We start from the raw sequence: 16895 nt of genomic DNA on the forward strand, positions 1-16895 counted from the left end.
GTCCTTCACTCCGGCCGGACGTCGAGCTGTCGCACACGCCCGTAGAGGGTCAGCAGAGCCAGGCGTTCGTCGTCGTCGCGCTCGGTGCCGCTCTCGGCCTCCGGCAGTGGCTCCGGCGGCGTCCAGGCGCGGTAGAGGTGCCCCGGGGTGAGGACCGCCGCGGTCGCCCCCTCCGGATAGTGCGCGTGCGCGTCGACGGCGAGCTCGACGAACGCGCCCGGCAGGAGCCGACCGAGCACGCTCGTGAGCGGCGCGAGACGCTCCGCGCGCTCGCGGTCCACCGTCAGAGAGACGGCGTTCATCGCCCCGAGGGCGGCCGCGAGATGCTCGACGACCTGATCGTCCTCGCACTCCTCGACGACGAGCAGGGCGACGACGCCGCGCGGCTTGAGCCAGCCGAGCGTGGCCGCCTCCGCGTCACCGTGCACGCTGACGACGCGGTCGGAGGTCAGCGCGTAGTCGTGCAGCAGCCGCGACCAGCGCCGCACCGCGGCGTCCGCCGCGCCGGCCAGGACCTCGGCGGCGGCGAGCAGCGCGGCCTGCTGGTTCAACCGGACGAAGAGCGAGTCGGAGGCCCGGAGCTCGTGCTCGGCCGTCGCCGATCGCTCCGGCTGGGCGTCCTTCGGGGGACGTGCTGGGTCTGCGTGCATTCTCGGCTCCTGCTGCCGCGCCGCGGTCCCCCCGAACCGGTCGTCGATCATCTGTGACGGTCCTCTCACGATGCGCGCGTGCGGAGCCCGTGTCAATCGTCGCCCCGGGGGATTGACCCCCGCGGCTCGCGCGTCGGCGCGGTGGGTCAGCGCGCGGCGCCGAAGAGGCTGCCGGTCGTGGAGCCTGCCGCGGGGTCGTAGACGGCGCAGAGCACCGAGCGGTCGCCGTGCCGCCAGCTGACCTCGGAGGGGACGAAGCTGCGGTACTCCAGAGCGGAGTCGCCGTAGGCGATGCCGATCGTCGCCGGGAACTCGGGCTCGCAGCCGGCCTCCGCCTGCGCGAGCAGGGTGTTGCGGCTCGTGTAGTCGTCGCCGGGCTGGGCGAACACGTGGAACAGCTCGAGCTCGTGCGGATCGGCGCACGGGACGACCTCGACGTCGGCGATCCGGTCGTCGTCCGGCGCGCGGAGGCAGTCGCCCTTGACGAGCGAGAAGGGGTCGACGCTGCCCGCCGTGACGACGACTCCGCTCTCGTCGCGCACGGCCTCCGGCCCGTCGCCGCCCACGACGGACGAGCAGGCCGCCAGCGAGAGCGCCGCGACGGCGAGCATCGCGGCAGAGGCCGCGCGTCGCAGGCTCATCGGCGGGCGACGATCGCGAGGACCTCGTCGTGCAGGACGCCGTTGGTGGCGAGTGCGCTGCCCCGCCACGGACCGTCCTCGCCGTCGACCGAGGTGAAGCGGCCGCCCGCCTCCTCGACGATCGGCACGAGGGCGGCGAGGTCGTACGGCTTCACGTCGAACTCGCCGGCGCCGTCGATCAGGCCCTCGGCGACCAGCATGTACGGCCAGGCGTCCCCGTAGGCGCGGTCGCGCCAGACCGAGCGGGCGAGTTGAAGCAGCTGCTCGAGCCGGCCCGCACCGTCCCACTGCTGGATGCTGTTGTAGCTGAAGGTCGCGTCGGCGAGCGCGGCGACGCCCGAGACCCGGAGGCGGCGCGGCTCCTCCGCCACGGGGGCGACGAGCACGCCCCGGAGCTCGTCCGGCAGGTCGAGGCTGCCGAGCGGTGCGCGGCTCTCGTCGACCCAGGCGCCGGCGTCCCTCGACGCCCACCAGCGCTTGCCGAGGGCGGGCGCCGAGACGACGCCGACCACGGGGACGCCGTCGACGGCCAGTGCGATCAGCGTGGCCCAGATCGGCACGCCGCGGACGAAGTGCGCCGTGCCGTCGATCGGGTCGATGATCCACTGGCGCGCAGCGTCGCCCGACGTGCCGAACTCCTCGCCGAGGATCGCGTCGTCGGGGCGCTCGGCGGCGAGGATCGCGCGGATCGCCTCCTCGACGGCACGATCGGCGTCGGAGACGGGGGTGCTGTCGGGCTTCGTGTCCACCACGAGGTCGAGGGCGAGGAACCGGTCGCGCGAGATCGCGTCGGCGGCGTCGGCGAGGCGGAGGGCGAGGCGGAGGTCGTCGTCGAGGGTCACGCGTCCACGATACTGAGCGACCCCGCCGTGCGCGGGCCTCCCTGCCGGTCGAGCGGCTCCGGAGGGGCGCACTGCATGCTGGTCGAGTAGCCCCGAAGGGGCGTATCGAGACCCTCCGCCTCCGGGGGACGAGTTCCGGCGACCCACCATCCGGCCCTGGTGGATCTCGATACGCCCGTTGCGCGGGCTGCTCGGTCAGCCTGACGCGGAGCCGCTGCGCGGGCCGATCAGCAGAGGCGACTCTCGCTCCGCCGTGTCGATTTGACGAACCGGGGGTGGGCGCTGGTAGTGTGATCCCTCGGTTCGGCACGCACGATTCGCCGGTCGCCATGCACCTCTAGCTCAATCGGCAGAGCAACTGACTCTTAATCAGTGGGTTCTCGGTTCAAGTCCGAGGGGGTGCACCAGCACGAGACGCTCGCCACACCGGCGGGCGTTTCGTCGTTTCCGGGGTATGTCCCGCGGGCCGCGGCCCCGGTCGCCCCGCCTGGGCATCCGCGCAACATCGCGCCGTCGCTCCCGCGCCGTCCGCCGTGTCCGTGGGAGGCTGCCCTCTTCGTCCGATCCGCTCGATGGTGCGCGCTCCTCCTCCCTCCGAAAGGACCGCCGTGCCCGAAGACGCCCTGCAAGAAGTCGGCTCCATCGCCCTCGCGGTGCTCATCGCCGTCGTGATCGCCGTCGTCGTGACCGCGATCGTCGCCCTGATCGTCCGCTCGATCGGGAAGCGCAAGACCTGGGCGCGCCTGCTCATCCGCCGCGCGCGCATCCCGTTCCGGGTGCTGCTGCTCACCATCGCCGTCTGGGCCGCGCTCGCCGCGACCGTCTCGGGCGACACCTGGCCGGGACTCGTCGACCGCATCTTCCAGATCGCCACGATCGGCGCCGCCGCCTGGCTGGTGGGCGCGAGCTTCGTCTTCCTCGAGGACCTCGGGGCCGAGCGCTACCGCACCGACACCGCCGACAACCGGCGGGCCCGGCGCCTGCGCACGCAGATGACGATCATCCGGCGGGTGGCCGTCGCCGCCGTCGTCGTGATCGCGATCGGCGCCTCACTGCTGACCTTCCCCGAGGCGCGGACCGCGGGCGCCTCCCTGCTCGCCTCGGCCGGTGTGCTCTCGATCGTCGCCGGCCTCGCCGCGCAGTCCAGCCTCACCAACATCTTCGCGGGGATGCAGCTCGCCTTCAGCGATGCGATCCGCCTCGACGACGTCGTCATCGTCGAGAGCGAGTGGGGCCGGATCGAGGAGATCACGCTGACCTACGTGGTCGTCCACCTCTGGGACGACCGGCGCCTGGTGCTGCCGACGAACTACTTCACCACCCAGCCGTTCCAGAACTGGACGCGCACCGGCTCCGAGCTGCTCGGCGCCGTCGAGCTCGACCTCGACTGGCGCGTGCGGCCCGAGGAGATGCGCACCGAGCTGCACCGCATCCTCGACGAGACGGACCTCTGGGACCAGCGGGTGAGTGTGCTGCAGGTCACCGACGCGGTCGGCGGCTACGTGCGCATCCGCGTCCTCGTCACCGCGAAGGACGCGCCGACGCTGTTCGATCTGCGTTGCTACGTGCGGGAGCGACTGGTCAGCTGGCTGCACGAGAGCGACCCCATCGCACTGCCGCGCCAGCGGGTCGAGATGCAGCACGAGGAGGCGGGCACGGCCCCCGCGCCGCGCAGTCACACGCGCTCGGCGCCGGACAACCTGTTCTCCGGCGACCGTGCCTCGAACGAGCGCGGCGCGCTCTTCACCGGCCTGATCGACCTGCGCGAGACGCCGAGGGGCGGGGCGCCCGAGCGCGACTGACGCTGCAGGGCCTAGCCGTCGCCCTCCGCGAAGGCGACCAGCGCCTCGGCGATCCGCGCGTCGGCCTCCTCGTGACCGATGGTGGCGGTGCCGTCACCCGGCTGCGGGCCGTACCAGCCGAAGTCGGCGTGGTTGGCGCCGGCGATCTCGACGAACTCCGCATCGGCGGGCAGCTGGTCGCTCGCCGCCGCGACCTTCGCCGGGGTGCTCAGCCCGTCCTCCGAGCCGCTCAGACTCAGGACCGGCAGAGCCGAGCCCGAGAGGTCGTTCGCGCAGTAGCTGCCGAGCAGCACGAGACCCGCCACCCCGGGGTCCTCGGCCCAGCGGCAGGCCACGACGCCGCCGAGGGAGTGGCCGCCGACCAGCCACTCGTCGACGCCGGGGCCCTGCGCCGTGAAGGTCTCGAGCGGGCGCAGGTCGAAGAACGCGAGGTTGAGGATCGGCCGCGTGATGACCACCGTGGCGCCCGCCTCGACCAGCGGGGAGAGCGTCGCCTCGTAGGAGGCCGCGTCGACCTTCGCCCCGGGGATGAAGACGAGCCCCGTGCCGGCCAGGGCGGTCGAGGCCTCGTCGGTCGGGGTCAGCACGATCGCGTTGTCGGTGCGCTCGACCGCGACGGCCGGGTCGGCGTCGACCCGCGCGAGCGCCGCCTCGTCCGGCCCCATCACGATCGAGGACCAGGTCAGGAAGCCGAGGACGGCGACGGCGAGCAGGCCGCCGAGGCTCAGGAGGACGATCCGGAGCGGCCTGCGCCGCCTCGTCGGCGTCGCGGCGCTCACCGGTGCGCCGCGATCGCGTCGGCGGCCTGGACGAGCGCGAGGTGCGAGAGGGCCTGCGGGGTGTTGCCCGCGTGCCGCTCGTTCTCCACGTCGTACTCCTCGGACAGCAGCCCGACGTCGTTGCACAGGCCGACCAGGCGGTCCATCAGCGCCCGCGCGTCGTCGATGCGGCCCGACGCGGCGTACTGCCGCACCAGCCAGAACGAGCAGGCGAGGAACGGGTGCTCGCCGCCGGCGAGGCCGTCGACCGACGACTCCGTGCGGTAGCGGTGCAGCAGGCCCTCGTGCATCAGCGCGCGCTCGAGCTCGGCGACCGTGCCGAGCATCCGCGGGTCGTCGGCGGCGACGAAGCCCACCATCGGCAGCACGAGCAGCGAGGCGTCCACCTCGCTCGAGCCGTAGGACTGCACGAAGTGCCCGCGCTCGGAGTCGAAGCCCTGCGCCTCGATCTCTGCGCGGACCGTGTCGCGGAGCCGCTCCCAGGTCTCCACGGGTCCGTCGAGGCCGTGCTCGCGGACGGCGCGCACGCCGCGATCGAGGGCGGCCCAGATCATCACGCGCGAGTGCGTGAAGTGCCGCGGCTCCCCGCGGATCTCCCAGATGCCGTTGTCGGGCCGCTGCCAGTTGCTCTCGACGAAGCCGAGCAGGGCGCGCTGCAGCGGCCAGGAGAACTCGGTCTCGTCGACGCCGGCCGAGCGCGCCTCGTGCAGGGCGACCATCACCTCGCCGATCACGTCGGCCTGGTACTGGTCGACCGCGGCGTTGCCGATGCGGACGGGCGACGCGCCGTCGTAGCCGGGCAGGCTCGGCATGGTCCGCTCGGCCAGATCGCGCTCACCCGCGAGGCCGTACATGATCTGCACGTCCTCCGGGGAGCCGGCGACGGCGCGGAGCAGCCAGGTGCGCCACTTCTGCGCCTCCTTCTCGAAGCCGTGCGCGAGCAGGGCCTCGAGGGTCAGCGAGGCGTCGCGCAGCCAGACGTAGCGGTAGTCCCAGTTGCGGCTGCCGCCGAACTCCTCGGGCAGCGACGTGGTGGCCGCGGCGACGATGCCGCCGGTCTGGTCGTCGGTGAGGGCGCGGAGGGTGAGCAGCGAGCGGACGACGGCGTCCCGGTAGGGGCCGTCGTAGCGGATGGTGCCCGCCCACTCCGTCCACCAGCGCACGGTGCGCTCGAGCGCCCGGTCGACGTCGAGCACCTTCGGCGCGCGCTGGTGCGAGGGGAACCACGCCATCGACAGGTCGACGGTCTCGCCGGGCGCGACGTCGAACTCGGCCGAGTGCACGTGGTCGGTCGCCGCGAGACGCACGCCGCGGACCACGACCGCGTCCGGACCGGCGACGGCCACGAGCAGCGGATCCGCCTCCGTCCCCTCCTGGCGCACCCACGGCATCGTGCGGGCGTAGTCGAACCGGATGCGCAGCTCCTGGCGCATCCGCACCGAGCCCGAGACCCCCTTCACGCGGCGGACCAGCTCGGCGCGCTCGTCGCGCAGCGGCATGACGTCGGTGACCTCGACGACGCCGCTCGCCGTGGTCCAGGTCGTGACCAGGGCGAGGCTGTCGCCGAGGTAGTGCCGCTCCGTGGTCGCCTCGGCGTCCACCGGGCGCAACGACCAGCGACCCTGATCGTCACCGCCCAGGAGCGCGCCGAAGATCGATGCGGAGTCGAAGCGGGGGAGGCAGAGCCAGTCGATGCCGCCGTCGCGCGAGACGAGGGCGGCGGTGCGGCAGTCGGAGAGGACGGCGTAGTCCTCGATCGGGGAGACCATGCGCTGATCCTCGCAGCAGAACGCTGGGCGCCGCCCGCGGCGGTCGCGCCGCGCCGCCGCGGTCCGCCGCCGTCAAGGCCGGGAAACGGTCGGCGGAGGCGCCGTAGGGTGTGGCCCATGCCTCAGTCGGTCTCCACGCTGCTCATCCTCGGTGCGACGGGCGACCTGTCCGCCCGCCTCCTCCTCCCCGCCGTCGGTCAGCTGCTGACCCGCGAGCCCGACCGCCGCCTGCACCTCGTCGGCGCAGGCCAGGAGGACTGGACGCAGGAGCACTGGCACGACGTCGTCGCCGGCTCGTTCGGCACCGAGGGCGCGGAGGGAGCGGCGATCGACGCGCTGGTCGCGGGCACGCGCTACCAGCAGGTCGACGTCACCGATCCGGAGGCGATGGCCGCGCTGCTCGCGAGCTGCGACGGACCGGTCGCGCTCTACTTCGCTCTGCCGCCCGCGGTCGCCGCGAAGGCCTGCGACGCACTCGCGGCGCACGACCTGCCGGAGGGCACCGTGCTCGCGCTCGAGAAGCCGTTCGGCACGGACGAGAAGAGCGCGCACGCGCTGAACGAGCGCGTCGCCGCCCTCGTGCCGGAGGACCGGGTGCACCGCGTCGACCACTTCCTCGGCCGCGCGACGGTGATGAACCTGCTCGGCCTGCGCTTCGCGAACCGGATCCTCGAGCCGCTCTGGTCCGCCGAGCACATCGAGAGCGTCGCGATCGTCTACGACGAGCAGCTCGGGCTGGAGGGGCGCGCGGGGTACTACGACGGCGCGGGCGCGCTGATCGACATGATCCAGAGCCACCTGCTGCAGGTGCTGGCGGTCGTCGCGATGGAGCCGCCGTCGACGCTCGGCGCGGCCGACCTGCGTGACGCCAAGGGCATCGTGCTGCGGGCGACCCGCCTGCGGGGCGACGACCTGACGGAGAGCTCGCGGCGGGCCCGCTACACCGCCGGCTCCGTCGACGGCCGGGAGCTGCCGGCCTACGCCGACGAGAAGGGCGTCGACCCCTCGCGCAAGACCGAGACGCTCGCCGAGCTCACCGTCGAGATCGACACCTGGCGCTGGGCGGGCGTGCCGTTCACGCTGCGCTCCGGCAAGGCTCTGGGCGAGCGGCGCCGCGAGATCGTCATCCGCTTCAAGCCGGTGCCGCACCTGCCGGCCGGCTTCCACGGCACGGCCGACGCGTCGGTGCTGCGGCTGTTCCTCGCGCCCGACCAGATGGCGCTGGAGCTGAACATCAACGGCCCCGGCGACCCGTACACGCTGGAGCGCGCCTCGCTGGAGGCGACCTTCGGCGCGGGGGAGCTGCTGGCTTACGGCGAGGTCATCTCCGGGATCCTCGACGACGACCCGTCCCTGTCGGTCCGCGGCGATGCGGCCGAGGAGTGCTGGCGCATCGTGCAGCCCGCGATCGACGCCTGGCGCGCCGACGACGTGCCGCTCGACGAGTACGCGGCCGGCAGCGACGGCCCGGAGGCCTGGCCGGCGGTCTGATCGCGTCCGCCGAGGGGGCGGATCGTCGACCCGCCGTCGACGTTCCGCGCCACCGGACGACGGAGCCCGTCGGCCGCCCTACTCTGGCCGCGGGCGATCGTGAGCATCGCTCGATCGTCGGTTCGAGGGAGTCTCCGTGGTCCATGTCCTGTCCCCGCTCACCGGGGCCGCCGTACCCCTCGCGTCGGTGCCTGATCCGCTCTTCGCGGCGGGCGCGATGGGGCCTGGGATCGCGATCGCGCCGCCCGAGCGGCCGCTCGAGGTGGTCGCACCGATCGACGGCACGCTGGCGCAGGTCTTCCCGCACGCCTTCGTGGTCGCTGCCGACGACGGACTCGCCGTGCTGGTGCACCTCGGGATCGACACCGTCGGGCTCGGCGGTGCCGGCTTCATCGCCCTCGCCGCGAAGGGCGACCGGGTCGAGGCGGGGGCGTCGATCGTGACCTACGACGTCCCGGCGATCCTCGCGGCGGGGCTCTCGGCCGTCGTCCCCGTCGTCGTGCTCGAGCGGCCCGCGGAGGCCGTCGCCGTCCTGGTCGCCGACGGCGCGGCCCTCCAGCCCGGCACCGCGCTCCTCTCCGCATGACGCCCCGGCCCTCCCGCGGAGGAGACCCCGTGAGCGCCGCACCGGCCTCGCCCCGCCGTCGGCGCGGCGTTCCCGGCTTCGACCGGCTGCAGCGGCTCGGCACGAGCCTGATGCTCCCGATCGCGGTCCTCCCCGCCGCCGGGCTCCTGCTCCGGCTCGGTCAGCCGGACCTGCTCGGGCGGATCGACCTGCCCGTCCTCGGCGCCTTCTTCCAGGCGATGAGCGCGGCGGGCGGCGCCCTGTTCGAGAACCTGCCGCTGCTCTTCGCGGTCGGCGTCGCCCTGGGCTTCGCGAAGAAGGCGGACGGCTCGACCGCTCTCGCGGCCGTCGTCGGCCACCTCGTGCTCACGCACGTCTTCACGGCGATGTCGCCGGTCGTCCTGGCGGGACGGACCACGGCGGCGGGCACCCAGCTGCCGATCGACTACAGCGTGTTCGGCGGCATCGTCGTCGGTCTGCTCACGGCGGCGCTGTTCGACCGCTTCCACACCATCACGCTGCCCAGCTACGTGGGCTTCTTCGGCGGTCGGCGGTTCGTCCCGATCGTCGTGTCGCTCGCCTGCCTCGTCGTGGGCTTCGGCCTGAGCTGGTTCTACCCGGTCTTCGAGATCGGGCTCTCCGGCCTCGGGACCTTCATCGGCGGCACCGGCGCGCTCGGCGCGTTCGTCTACGGCGTCGCGAACCGGATGCTCATCCCGGTGGGGCTGCACCACATCCTGAACTCGTACGTCTGGTTCCTGCAGGGCTCGTACACCACCGCCGACGGCGGGGTCGTCACGGGCGAGCTGACCCGCTTCGCCGCGGGCGACCCGACGGCCGGCGCGCTCACCTCGGGCTTCTATCCCGTGCTGATGTTCGGGCTGCCCGCGGCGGCACTGGCGATGATCCACCTGGCCGACCGGTCGCAGCGGAAGGCCGCGATCGGCATACTCGGAGCCGCCGGGCTCACCGCGTTCCTCACCGGCATCACCGAGCCGCTCGAGTTCGCCTTCATGTTCGCGGCGTTCCCGCTCTACGTGGTGCACGCCCTGCTCACCGGCCTCTCGCTCGCCGTCGCGAATCTCCTCGACGTCCACCTCGGCTTCTCGTTCTCCGCGGGCCTCGTCGATCTGCTGCTCTACGGCACGGCCCCCGCCGCGAAGAACGTCGGACTGCTGGTGCTCCTGGGAGTCGTGTACTTCGTCGTGTACTACCTGCTGTTCCGGCTGGTCATCCGGCGGTGGAACCTGCGCACGCCGGGGCGCGAGGCGCTCGTGGCCGAGGGGGACGCCGAGGAGACGGGGGTCGTGGTCGTGGCTCCGGAGTCGTCCCCCGGTGCCGGGAGTCCCAAGGACTCCGCCGCGGAGCGGCTCATCGCGGCCTTCGGCGGGCGCGGCAATCTCGTCCGCGTCGACGCGTGCATCACGCGGCTGCGCGTGCAGGTGGGCGATCGTGCGCTCGTCGATCACGCGCGGCTCAGGGAGCTCGGCGCGGCCGGGGTGCTGGAGGTGGGCGAGAGCATCCAGGCGGTATTCGGGCCGCGGGCCGAGGTGCTGAAGAACGACATCCTCGACGTGCTCTGAGCGGGGCGGATCTCGATACGCCCTCTGCGAGGGCTACTCGATCAGCAAGACACCTCTGCGAGGGCTACTCGATCAGCAGAACTGTCGTTCGCGGGCTACTCGATCAGCAGAACTGTCGTTCGCGGGCTACTCGATCAGCAGGAACCTCACGACCCGGCCCAGCGGCGGCGGGTCAGCGGGTGGCGTCGGCAGTGGAGGGGGCCGGGGTGGCGTCGGGCTCGGCCCAGACCGCGATCGGCTTCGGGTCCCAGGTGAGGGCGGCGGGCTCGGCGACGGGGGTCGCGTCCGCGGCGGGCTCGGACGGCACGGCGGGAGCGGCCTCGGCGGCGTGCAGGGCGGCGGGCGCCGCGATGACGGGAGGCGTCGACGCGCGCATGACCGGGATCGCGGAGGTGACGGGGTTCGCGGTGCCCTCGACGCCGGCGCGGAGCTGCTCGGCCTGGATCGCGGCGGACAGCTCGTGGGCGAGGGAGCGGGCGAGCATGCCGTGGAAGATCGGATCGCGGTCGTCGTGGCTGCGACGGGTGACGACCCAGGCCCCCTCGGCGCCGACGAAGGCGGAGAGGCGCTCGTGCACCACGGCGAAGAGCTCGTCCTGCGTGAGAGCGGGGGCCGCGACGACCTCGGGGGCCGGCTGGCGGCGCCTCAGACGAAACCTCATGTGAACCCCGTTTCCCGTGCCGCGTGCTGGTGCCTCCAGTGTCTCCGGGGGAGGACGCCGGACCGCGCTGACACGCCGCGGCGCGGGGCACGCGGCGTGTCAGAAGGGGAGTGCGCTCAGCGGTCGCGCTTCTTGCCGTTCTGCTCCTTGACGAGCTCCTTCGAGTCGTAGGAGACCGAGCCGATGGCGACCGCGAGGGCGATCGCCCAGCTGACCCACTGCAGGGCCAGTCGCCAGTCGCGCGGACCCTTGCGCGTCGTCTGCAGGATGGACCAGCCTCCGACGATCGCGCTGATGACGCTGGAATTGAGGATGAACTTGCGCATCGATTGCCTCCTGTGTTCACGACGACGCTAGCGGTGCGGCGCGCTCCGCCCCAACGGTTGACAGCGCGGACCCCGACCGGCGGCGCCCTCGACGGCCATCGGTCGGCACTGCGGCGATGCGCGCCCGCTACGGTGAACCGCTGCCGAGCGCTCCGCCCGCGCAGGCACCGAGGAGAACGGGTACGACATGCGCACGGCTGTGATCGGGGCGGTGCTGCTCGTGCTCGGCGTGATCGCGGCCCTCACCGGAATCCTCCCGATGGACGCGCTCGGCGAGCTGGTCGAGCGGACGGCGCCGATCCTCGCCTTCGTCGTCGCGGTCACCGTGGTGGCGGAACTGGCCTCCGAGGCCGGAGTCTTCACGGTCGTGGCCGAGCGCGCGGCGATCTGGGGCCGCGGGCGGACCGCTCTGCTCTGGCTCCTGGTGGTCGCGATGGCGATCGTCAGCACCGTCTTCCTCTCGCTCGACACGACCGCCGTGCTGCTCACGCCGGTCGTCGTGCTGCTCGCCGCGCACGTCCGGGTGTCGCCGCTGCCGTTCGCGATGGCCACCGTCTGGCTGGCGAATTGCGCCTCCCTCCTGCTCCCTGTGTCGAACCTCACCAACCTCCTGGCAGAGAGGCGGCTCGGTGTCGACGGGCCGCTCGCCTTCGCCGCCCTCACCGCGGCGCCCGCCCTCGTCGCGGCCGTCGTCCCCGTCCTCGTGCTCGCGATCCGCTACCGCCGCGAGCTGGCCGGCCGCTACCGGACGGGGGAGCGGACCGCGGTCGAGGACCGCGTGCTGCTCATCGGCGCCGGGGTGGTCGTCGCGCTGCTGCTGCCCGCCCTCGTCTCGGGGCTCGAGGTGTGGATCCCGGCGGCCGTCGCCGCGCTCGCCCTCGTGCTGCTCTTCGCGGTGCGGCGGCCCTCGGCCCTGAAGCTCTCGCTGCTCCCGTGGCAGCTGGTCGTCTTCGCCTCCGGTCTCTTCGTCGTGATGGAGGCGGCGCATCAGCTGGGCCTCGGAGCGGCGCTCGCGGTGGTCGCGGGAGACGGCAGCGGAGTGGGGGAGCTGCTCCGGCTCGCGGGCTCGGGCGTCGTGGCCGCGAACCTGGTCGACAATCTGCCGGCGTACCTCGCGCTCGAGCCGGTCGCGGCGGATCCGGTGCGCCTTGTCGCCCTGCTGATCGGCGTGAACGCCGGCCCGCTGATCACCCCGTGGGCCTCGCTCGCGACCCTGCTCTGGCACCAGCGGCTGACCGCGCTCGGCGTGACGATCTCGTGGCGGCAGTACGCGCTGCTCGGCGCCGTCGCGGTGGTGCCGACGGTCGGCGGTGCGGTGCTGGCGCTCGCTCTGGCCCAGGGCTGAGCCCCGGCCCCCGTTCGAGTGCGGCTGGTAGCCTCGCCGGGTACGAAGACGGGCACGACCGACGATCGGGACCACCATTCCTCCGCACTCCGCCTCCGCCCCCGCACCGCTCGAGAACAGCGGCGACGAGAAGAACGGCACCGCCACCGCCGGAGCGCGCAACGCGTTCGTCGTGGTCTCCAACCGCCTCCCGGTCGACCGCGTCGTCGACGCCGACGGCACCGCCTCGTGGAAGACCTCGCCCGGTGGGCTGGTCACCGCGCTCGAGCCCGTCATGCGCGCCAACGAGGGCGCCTGGGTCGGCTGGCCCGGCGTCGCGGACGAGGAGGTCGCGCCGTTCGAGAACGACGGCGTGCTGATCGTCCCGGTCGCGCTCAGCGCTCAGGAGCTCGAGGACTACTACGAGGGCTTCTCGAACGACACGCTCTGGCCGCTCTATCACGACGTGATCGCGCCGCCCACCTACCACCGCGAGTGGTGGGACGCCTACGTGCGGGTGAACCGCCGCTTCGCCGAGGCCGCCGCCGCCGTGACCGAGCAGGACGGCGTCGTCTGGGTGCAGGACTACCAGCTGCAGCTGGTGCCGAAGATGCTGCGCGAGCTGCGGCCGGACGTCGCGATCGGCTTCTTCAACCACATCCCGTTCCCGCCCTACGGCATCTTCGCCCAGCTCCCGTGGCGCAAGCAGATCGTCGAGGGCCTGCTCGGCGCCGACGTGATCGGCTTCCAGCGCCAGGGCGACGCGGGCAGCTTCCTCCGCGCGGTCCGCCGTCTGCTCGGCTACGACACCCGCAGCACTGTGGTCGAGGTGCCGGTCGAGGACGACGCCGTCGACGGCACCCGGCGGGTGAACCGCTCGCGCCGCGGCGCCAGCGTGCGCCCGGTGGTCGCGCGGCACTTCCCGATCTCGATCGACGCCGACGCCTTCGAGGCGATGGCGCGCACCCCGGAGATCCAGGAGCGGGCGCGGCAGATCCGCTCCGATCTGGGCGACCCCGAGACCGTCATGCTCGGCGTCGACCGCCTCGACTACACCAAGGGCATCGGCCACCGGCTGAAGGCGTTCGGCGAACTGCTCGCCGACGGGCGGCTCAGCACCAAGGACGCGGTGCTCGTGCAGGTCGCGAGCCCCAGCCGCGAGCGGGTCGAGACCTACAAGCAGCTGCGCGACGACATCGAGCTGCAGGTCGGCCGGATCAACGGCGACTACGGCACGATCGGCAACCCGGCGATCAGCTACCTCCACCACGGCTACCCGCGTGAGGAGATGGTGGCGCTCTACCTCGCCGCCGACGTGATGCTCGTCACTGCCCTGCGCGACGGGATGAACCTGGTCGCGAAGGAGTACGTCGCCTCCCGCTTCGACAACGACGGCGTGCTCGTTCTGAGCGAGTTCACCGGCGCGGCCGACGAGCTGAAGCAGGCCGTCCAGATCAACCCGCACGACATCTCCGGGCTCAAGGACGCGATCGAGAACGCGGCCCGCATGCCGCGCGCCGAGCGCAGCCGCCGGATGCGGGCGCTGCGCCGCCGGGTGCTCGAGAACGACGTCGCGCGCTGGTCGGCGAGCTTCCTCGACGCGCTGAGCGAGCACGCCGCGGGCCAGCAGCTCGATGTGCACCCGGCCGCGCGGGGCCAGGAGGCGCCGCTCGGCCAGGAGGCGGAGCACCACGAGGACGGCGTCCGCGGGCGCGCCGCCGAGGACGCGCACCACGAGACGGCGGAGGCGACGCGATGACCGTCGTGACCCCGACCCCGGGCGAGCACCTGCCCGGCGTGCCCGACCGCCTCGTCGCCGCGCTGCACGAGCTCGCCGCGACCGGCCGCCTTCTGGTGGCGCTCGACTTCGACGGGACGCTCGCCCCCGAGGTCGACGACCCGGCGCACGCCCGCGCGCTGCCCGAGGCGCGCGAGGCGGTCCTCCGACTGCTCGCGCTGCCCGGCACCCGCGTCGCGCTGGTCTCCGGCCGTGCCCTCGGGAGCCTCGAGGAGGTCGCGCAGCTGCCCGACGAGGCGCTGCTGGTCGGCTCGCACGGCATCGAGATCCGGCTCGACCCGGGCGACGACGCCGTCCGCCTCGACGAGACCGAGCTGGCGAAGGTCGGCGTGCTCGAGGACGTGCTGAAGGGCATCGCCCGCGGGATCGACAACGTCTGGATCGAGGACAAGCCGGCCGGCTTCGCGTTGCACACCCGCCTCGCCACCGACCGGCACAGCCGCGTCGCGCACGTCGTCGCGCTGTCGGAGGCACGCGCCGAGGTCGAGGGCGTCACGGTCCGCGAGGGCAAGAACGTGCTCGAGTTCTCGGTCCGCTCCACCACCAAGGGCGAGGCCGTGCAGCACCTGCGCCGCTACACCGGCGCGACGGCCGTGCTCTACGCCGGCGACGACGTCACCGACGAGGACGCCTTCGCGGTCCTCGGCGCGGGCGACGTCGGCGTCAAGAGCGGCGCCGGCACCACTTCCGCCGCCTACCGCGTCCGCGGCCCCGAGCAGATCGCGCACGTGCTGTCGCTCCTCGCCGACTTCCGCGCCACTGCGGACTGAGTCACGCCGGTCGATTCGTCACGAACGGTCGGCGCGAGGCTGACGACACGACCATCGCTGCCGGATCGAGGCGACGGACACGACCGTTCGCGACGGATCGGTGCGCGCTCCGGAGCGCCGGAGCATCGCGCGCGAGGCGGTAGCCTCGTCACATGCCGGAAATCGATTGGAAGCCTCGTTCGCGCACCGTCACGGACGGCATCGAGGCCACGACGTCGCGCGGGATGCTGCGCGCCGTGGGAATGGGCGATGACGACTGGGAGAAGCCCCAGATCGGCATCGCGTCGTCCTGGAACGAGATCACCCCCTGCAACCTCTCGCTCGAGCGCCTTGCGCGCAGCGCGAAGGAGGGCGTGCACTCGGGCGGCGGGTACCCGCTGCAGTTCGGCACCATCTCCGTCTCGGACGGCATCTCGATGGGCCACGAGGGCATGCACTTCTCGCTCGTCTCGCGCGAGGTCATCGCCGACTCCGTCGAGACCGTGATGATGGCCGAGCGCCTCGACGGCACCGTCATGCTGGCCGGCTGCGACAAGTCGCTGCCCGGCATGCTGATGGCCGCCGCGCGCCTCGACCTCGCCGCCGTCTTCGTCTACGCCGGCTCGATCGCCCCAGGCTGGGTCAAGCTCTCCGACGGCACCGAGAAGGACATCACGATCATCGACTCCTTCGAGGCCGTCGGCGGCGTCAAGGCCGGGATCATGTCCGAGGAGGACGCCAAGCGCATCGAGTGCGCCTTCGCCCCGGGCGAGGGCTCCTGCGGCGGCATGTACACCGCGAACACGATGGCGAGCGTCGCCGAGGCGCTCGGCATGAGCCTGCCCGGCTCCGCGTCGCCCGCCGCGGCCGACCGCCGCCGCGACTACTTCGCCCGCAAGTCGGGGGAAGCGGTCGTCGAGCTGCTCCGCAACGGCACCACCGCGCGCGACATCCTGACCAAGGAGGCGTTCGAGAACGCGATCGCCGTGGCCATGGCCTTCGGCGGCTCGACCAACGTCATCCTGCACCTGCTCGCGATCGCCAACGAGGCCGAGGTCGACCTCACGATCGACGACTTCAACCGCATCGGAGACACGATCCCGCACATCGGCGACCTCAAGCCGTTCGGCAAGTACGTGATGAACGACGTCGACCGCCACGGCGGCGTCCCCGCCGTGATGAAGGCCCTGCTCGACGCGGGCCTGCTGCACGGAGACTGCCTCACGGTGACCGGCAAGACCGTCGCCGAGAACCTCGCGGCGATGGACATCGCGCCGCTGGACGGCGAGGTCATCCGCACCCTCGACAACCCGATCCACGCCACCGGCGGGCTGACCGTGCTCAAGGGCTCGCTCGCGCCGGAGGGCGCGGTCGTCAAGACGGCCGGCTTCGACGCCTCCGTGTTCGAGGGCCCCGCGCGGGTGTTCGAGCGCGAGCGCGCCGCGATGGACGCGCTGACCGACGGCGCGATCAAGAAGGGCGACGTGGTGGTCATCCGCTACGAGGGCCCCAAGGGCGGCCCGGGCATGCGCGAGATGCTGGCCATCACCGCCGCCATCAAGGGGGCCGGGCTCGGAAAAGATGTACTACTGTTGACCGACGGACGATTCTCAGGCGGCACAACCGGCCTGTGCATCGGCCACATAGCTCCCGAATCGGTGGACGCAGGTCCCATCGCATTCGTTCGCGACGGAGACCCGATTCGGGTCGACATCGCCGCTCGATCGATCGACCTACTCGTCGACGAATCCGAGCTCGCCGCCCGCCGAGAAGGCTGGGCGCCCCTCCCTCCGCGCTACACCCGCGGTGTCCTCGCCAAGTACGCCAAGCTCGTCCGCTCGGCCGCCGAGGGCGCCACCACGGGTTGATCCCGGCCCGCTCGGGCCGGCCGCGCACTCGCGCCTCCCGGTCACCG

The 16895-nt window shown here is 72.8% G+C and carries 15 protein-coding genes and 1 tRNA gene; 9 read left to right on the plus strand and 7 right to left on the minus strand.

The window, feature by feature from the left end:
- Positions 1-5: 5 nt before the first annotated feature.
- The 3 genes from GSU72_RS06055 to GSU72_RS06065 all read right to left on the minus strand — a co-directional run bounded on the left by GSU72_RS06055 (position 6) and on the right by GSU72_RS06065 (position 2133).
- The gene (locus GSU72_RS06055) at positions 6-650 is read right to left on the minus strand and encodes a hypothetical protein (protein WP_159984233.1); all 645 of its coding nucleotides are present in this window, start codon (positions 648-650) and stop codon (positions 6-8) included.
- A 146-nt stretch (positions 651-796) separates the two neighbouring features.
- A complete protein-coding gene (locus tag GSU72_RS06060; protein ID WP_159984234.1) occupies positions 797-1291 on the minus strand; it encodes a septum formation family protein in 495 nt (164 codons plus the stop codon).
- The gene (locus GSU72_RS06065; protein ID WP_244256005.1) at positions 1288-2133 is read right to left on the minus strand and encodes an inositol monophosphatase family protein; all 846 of its coding nucleotides are present in this window, start codon (positions 2131-2133) and stop codon (positions 1288-1290) included. The genes GSU72_RS06060 and GSU72_RS06065 overlap by 4 nt, the downstream gene beginning before the upstream one ends.
- Before the next feature lie 331 nt (positions 2134-2464).
- On the opposite strand from GSU72_RS06065, the gene GSU72_RS06070 reads away from it, so the two are divergent.
- Both GSU72_RS06070 and GSU72_RS06075 read left to right on the plus strand, forming a co-directional pair.
- Positions 2465-2540 (plus strand) — tRNA-Lys (locus GSU72_RS06070).
- A 201-nt stretch (positions 2541-2741) separates the two neighbouring features.
- Entirely contained in the window at positions 2742-3935 is a 1194-nt protein-coding gene (locus GSU72_RS06075) for a mechanosensitive ion channel domain-containing protein (RefSeq protein ID WP_244256006.1), read from the plus strand.
- An 11-nt stretch (positions 3936-3946) separates the two neighbouring features.
- On the opposite strand, the gene GSU72_RS06080 is transcribed toward GSU72_RS06075, so the two are convergent.
- Both GSU72_RS06080 and GSU72_RS06085 read right to left on the minus strand, forming a co-directional pair.
- Positions 3947-4714, minus strand: coding sequence for an alpha/beta hydrolase (locus GSU72_RS06080; RefSeq protein WP_159984237.1), 768 nt, complete (start codon positions 4712-4714; stop codon positions 3947-3949).
- Positions 4711-6483, minus strand: coding sequence for a glycoside hydrolase family 15 protein (locus tag GSU72_RS06085; RefSeq protein WP_159984238.1), 1773 nt, complete (start codon positions 6481-6483; stop codon positions 4711-4713). The genes GSU72_RS06080 and GSU72_RS06085 overlap by 4 nt, the downstream gene beginning before the upstream one ends.
- A 117-nt stretch (positions 6484-6600) precedes the next feature.
- On the opposite strand from GSU72_RS06085, the gene GSU72_RS06090 reads away from it, so the two are divergent.
- The 3 genes from GSU72_RS06090 to GSU72_RS06100 all read left to right on the plus strand — a co-directional run bounded on the left by GSU72_RS06090 (position 6601) and on the right by GSU72_RS06100 (position 10122).
- A complete protein-coding gene (locus GSU72_RS06090) occupies positions 6601-7974 on the plus strand; it encodes a glucose-6-phosphate dehydrogenase (RefSeq protein ID WP_159984239.1) in 1374 nt (457 codons plus the stop codon).
- Positions 7975-8110: 136 nt separating this feature from the next.
- Positions 8111-8560, plus strand: a complete 450-nt coding sequence (locus GSU72_RS06095) for a PTS glucose transporter subunit IIA (protein ID WP_159984240.1) — start codon at positions 8111-8113, stop codon at positions 8558-8560.
- Positions 8561-8589: 29 nt separating this feature from the next.
- Positions 8590-10122, plus strand: coding sequence for a PTS transporter subunit EIIC (locus GSU72_RS06100; RefSeq protein ID WP_244256008.1), 1533 nt, complete (start codon positions 8590-8592; stop codon positions 10120-10122).
- Between the two features lie 172 nt (positions 10123-10294).
- Here GSU72_RS06100 and GSU72_RS06105 read toward each other — a convergent pair whose 3' ends face one another.
- Complete coding sequence (locus GSU72_RS06105) at positions 10295-10783, minus strand: hypothetical protein (protein WP_159984241.1); 489 nt, start codon at positions 10781-10783, stop codon at positions 10295-10297.
- 116 nt (positions 10784-10899) lie between these two features.
- Complete coding sequence (locus GSU72_RS06110; protein ID WP_123447985.1) at positions 10900-11109, minus strand: hypothetical protein; 210 nt, start codon at positions 11107-11109, stop codon at positions 10900-10902.
- Positions 11110-11296: 187 nt separating this feature from the next.
- On the opposite strand from GSU72_RS06110, the gene GSU72_RS06115 reads away from it, so the two are divergent.
- From GSU72_RS06115 to ilvD, 4 genes are all read left to right on the plus strand, one after another.
- Positions 11297-12454 carry an SLC13 family permease gene (locus GSU72_RS06115; RefSeq protein WP_159984242.1) on the plus strand — a complete coding sequence of 386 codons (1158 nt, stop codon included), beginning with the start codon at positions 11297-11299 and terminating at the stop codon, positions 12452-12454.
- Between the two features lie 172 nt (positions 12455-12626).
- The gene (locus tag GSU72_RS06120) at positions 12627-14192 is read left to right on the plus strand and encodes a trehalose-6-phosphate synthase (protein ID WP_244256009.1); all 1566 of its coding nucleotides are present in this window, start codon (positions 12627-12629) and stop codon (positions 14190-14192) included.
- Entirely contained in the window at positions 14189-15001 is an 813-nt protein-coding gene (gene otsB, locus GSU72_RS06125; RefSeq protein ID WP_159984243.1) for a trehalose-phosphatase, read from the plus strand. The genes GSU72_RS06120 and otsB overlap by 4 nt, the downstream gene beginning before the upstream one ends.
- Positions 15002-15153: 152 nt before the next feature.
- Complete coding sequence (gene ilvD / locus GSU72_RS06130) at positions 15154-16848, plus strand: dihydroxy-acid dehydratase (RefSeq protein ID WP_159984244.1); 1695 nt, start codon at positions 15154-15156, stop codon at positions 16846-16848.
- Positions 16849-16895: the final 47 nt, after the last annotated feature.

Source organism: Rathayibacter sp. VKM Ac-2760 (assembly GCF_009834185.1).
Taxonomy (GTDB): Bacteria; Actinomycetota; Actinomycetes; order Actinomycetales; family Microbacteriaceae; genus Rathayibacter.

Excerpts from the sequence above, each read along its gene's own strand:
- GSU72_RS06055 (WP_159984233.1), bottom strand. The coding sequence starts at position 650 with ATGCACGCAGACCCAGCACGTCCCCCGAAGGACGCCCAGCCGGAGCGA.
- GSU72_RS06060 (WP_159984234.1), bottom strand. The coding sequence starts at position 1,291 with ATGAGCCTGCGACGCGCGGCCTCTGCCGCGATGCTCGCCGTCGCGGCG.
- GSU72_RS06085 (WP_159984238.1), bottom strand. The coding sequence starts at position 6,483 with ATGGTCTCCCCGATCGAGGACTACGCCGTCCTCTCCGACTGCCGCACC.
- GSU72_RS06090 (WP_159984239.1), top strand. The coding sequence starts at position 6,601 with ATGCCTCAGTCGGTCTCCACGCTGCTCATCCTCGGTGCGACGGGCGAC.
- GSU72_RS06105 (WP_159984241.1), bottom strand. The coding sequence starts at position 10,783 with ATGAGGTTTCGTCTGAGGCGCCGCCAGCCGGCCCCCGAGGTCGTCGCG.
- GSU72_RS06110 (WP_123447985.1), bottom strand. The coding sequence starts at position 11,109 with ATGCGCAAGTTCATCCTCAATTCCAGCGTCATCAGCGCGATCGTCGGA.
- GSU72_RS06115 (WP_159984242.1), top strand. The coding sequence starts at position 11,297 with ATGCGCACGGCTGTGATCGGGGCGGTGCTGCTCGTGCTCGGCGTGATC.
- otsB (WP_159984243.1), top strand. The coding sequence starts at position 14,189 with ATGACCGTCGTGACCCCGACCCCGGGCGAGCACCTGCCCGGCGTGCCC.
- ilvD (WP_159984244.1), top strand. The coding sequence starts at position 15,154 with ATGCCGGAAATCGATTGGAAGCCTCGTTCGCGCACCGTCACGGACGGC.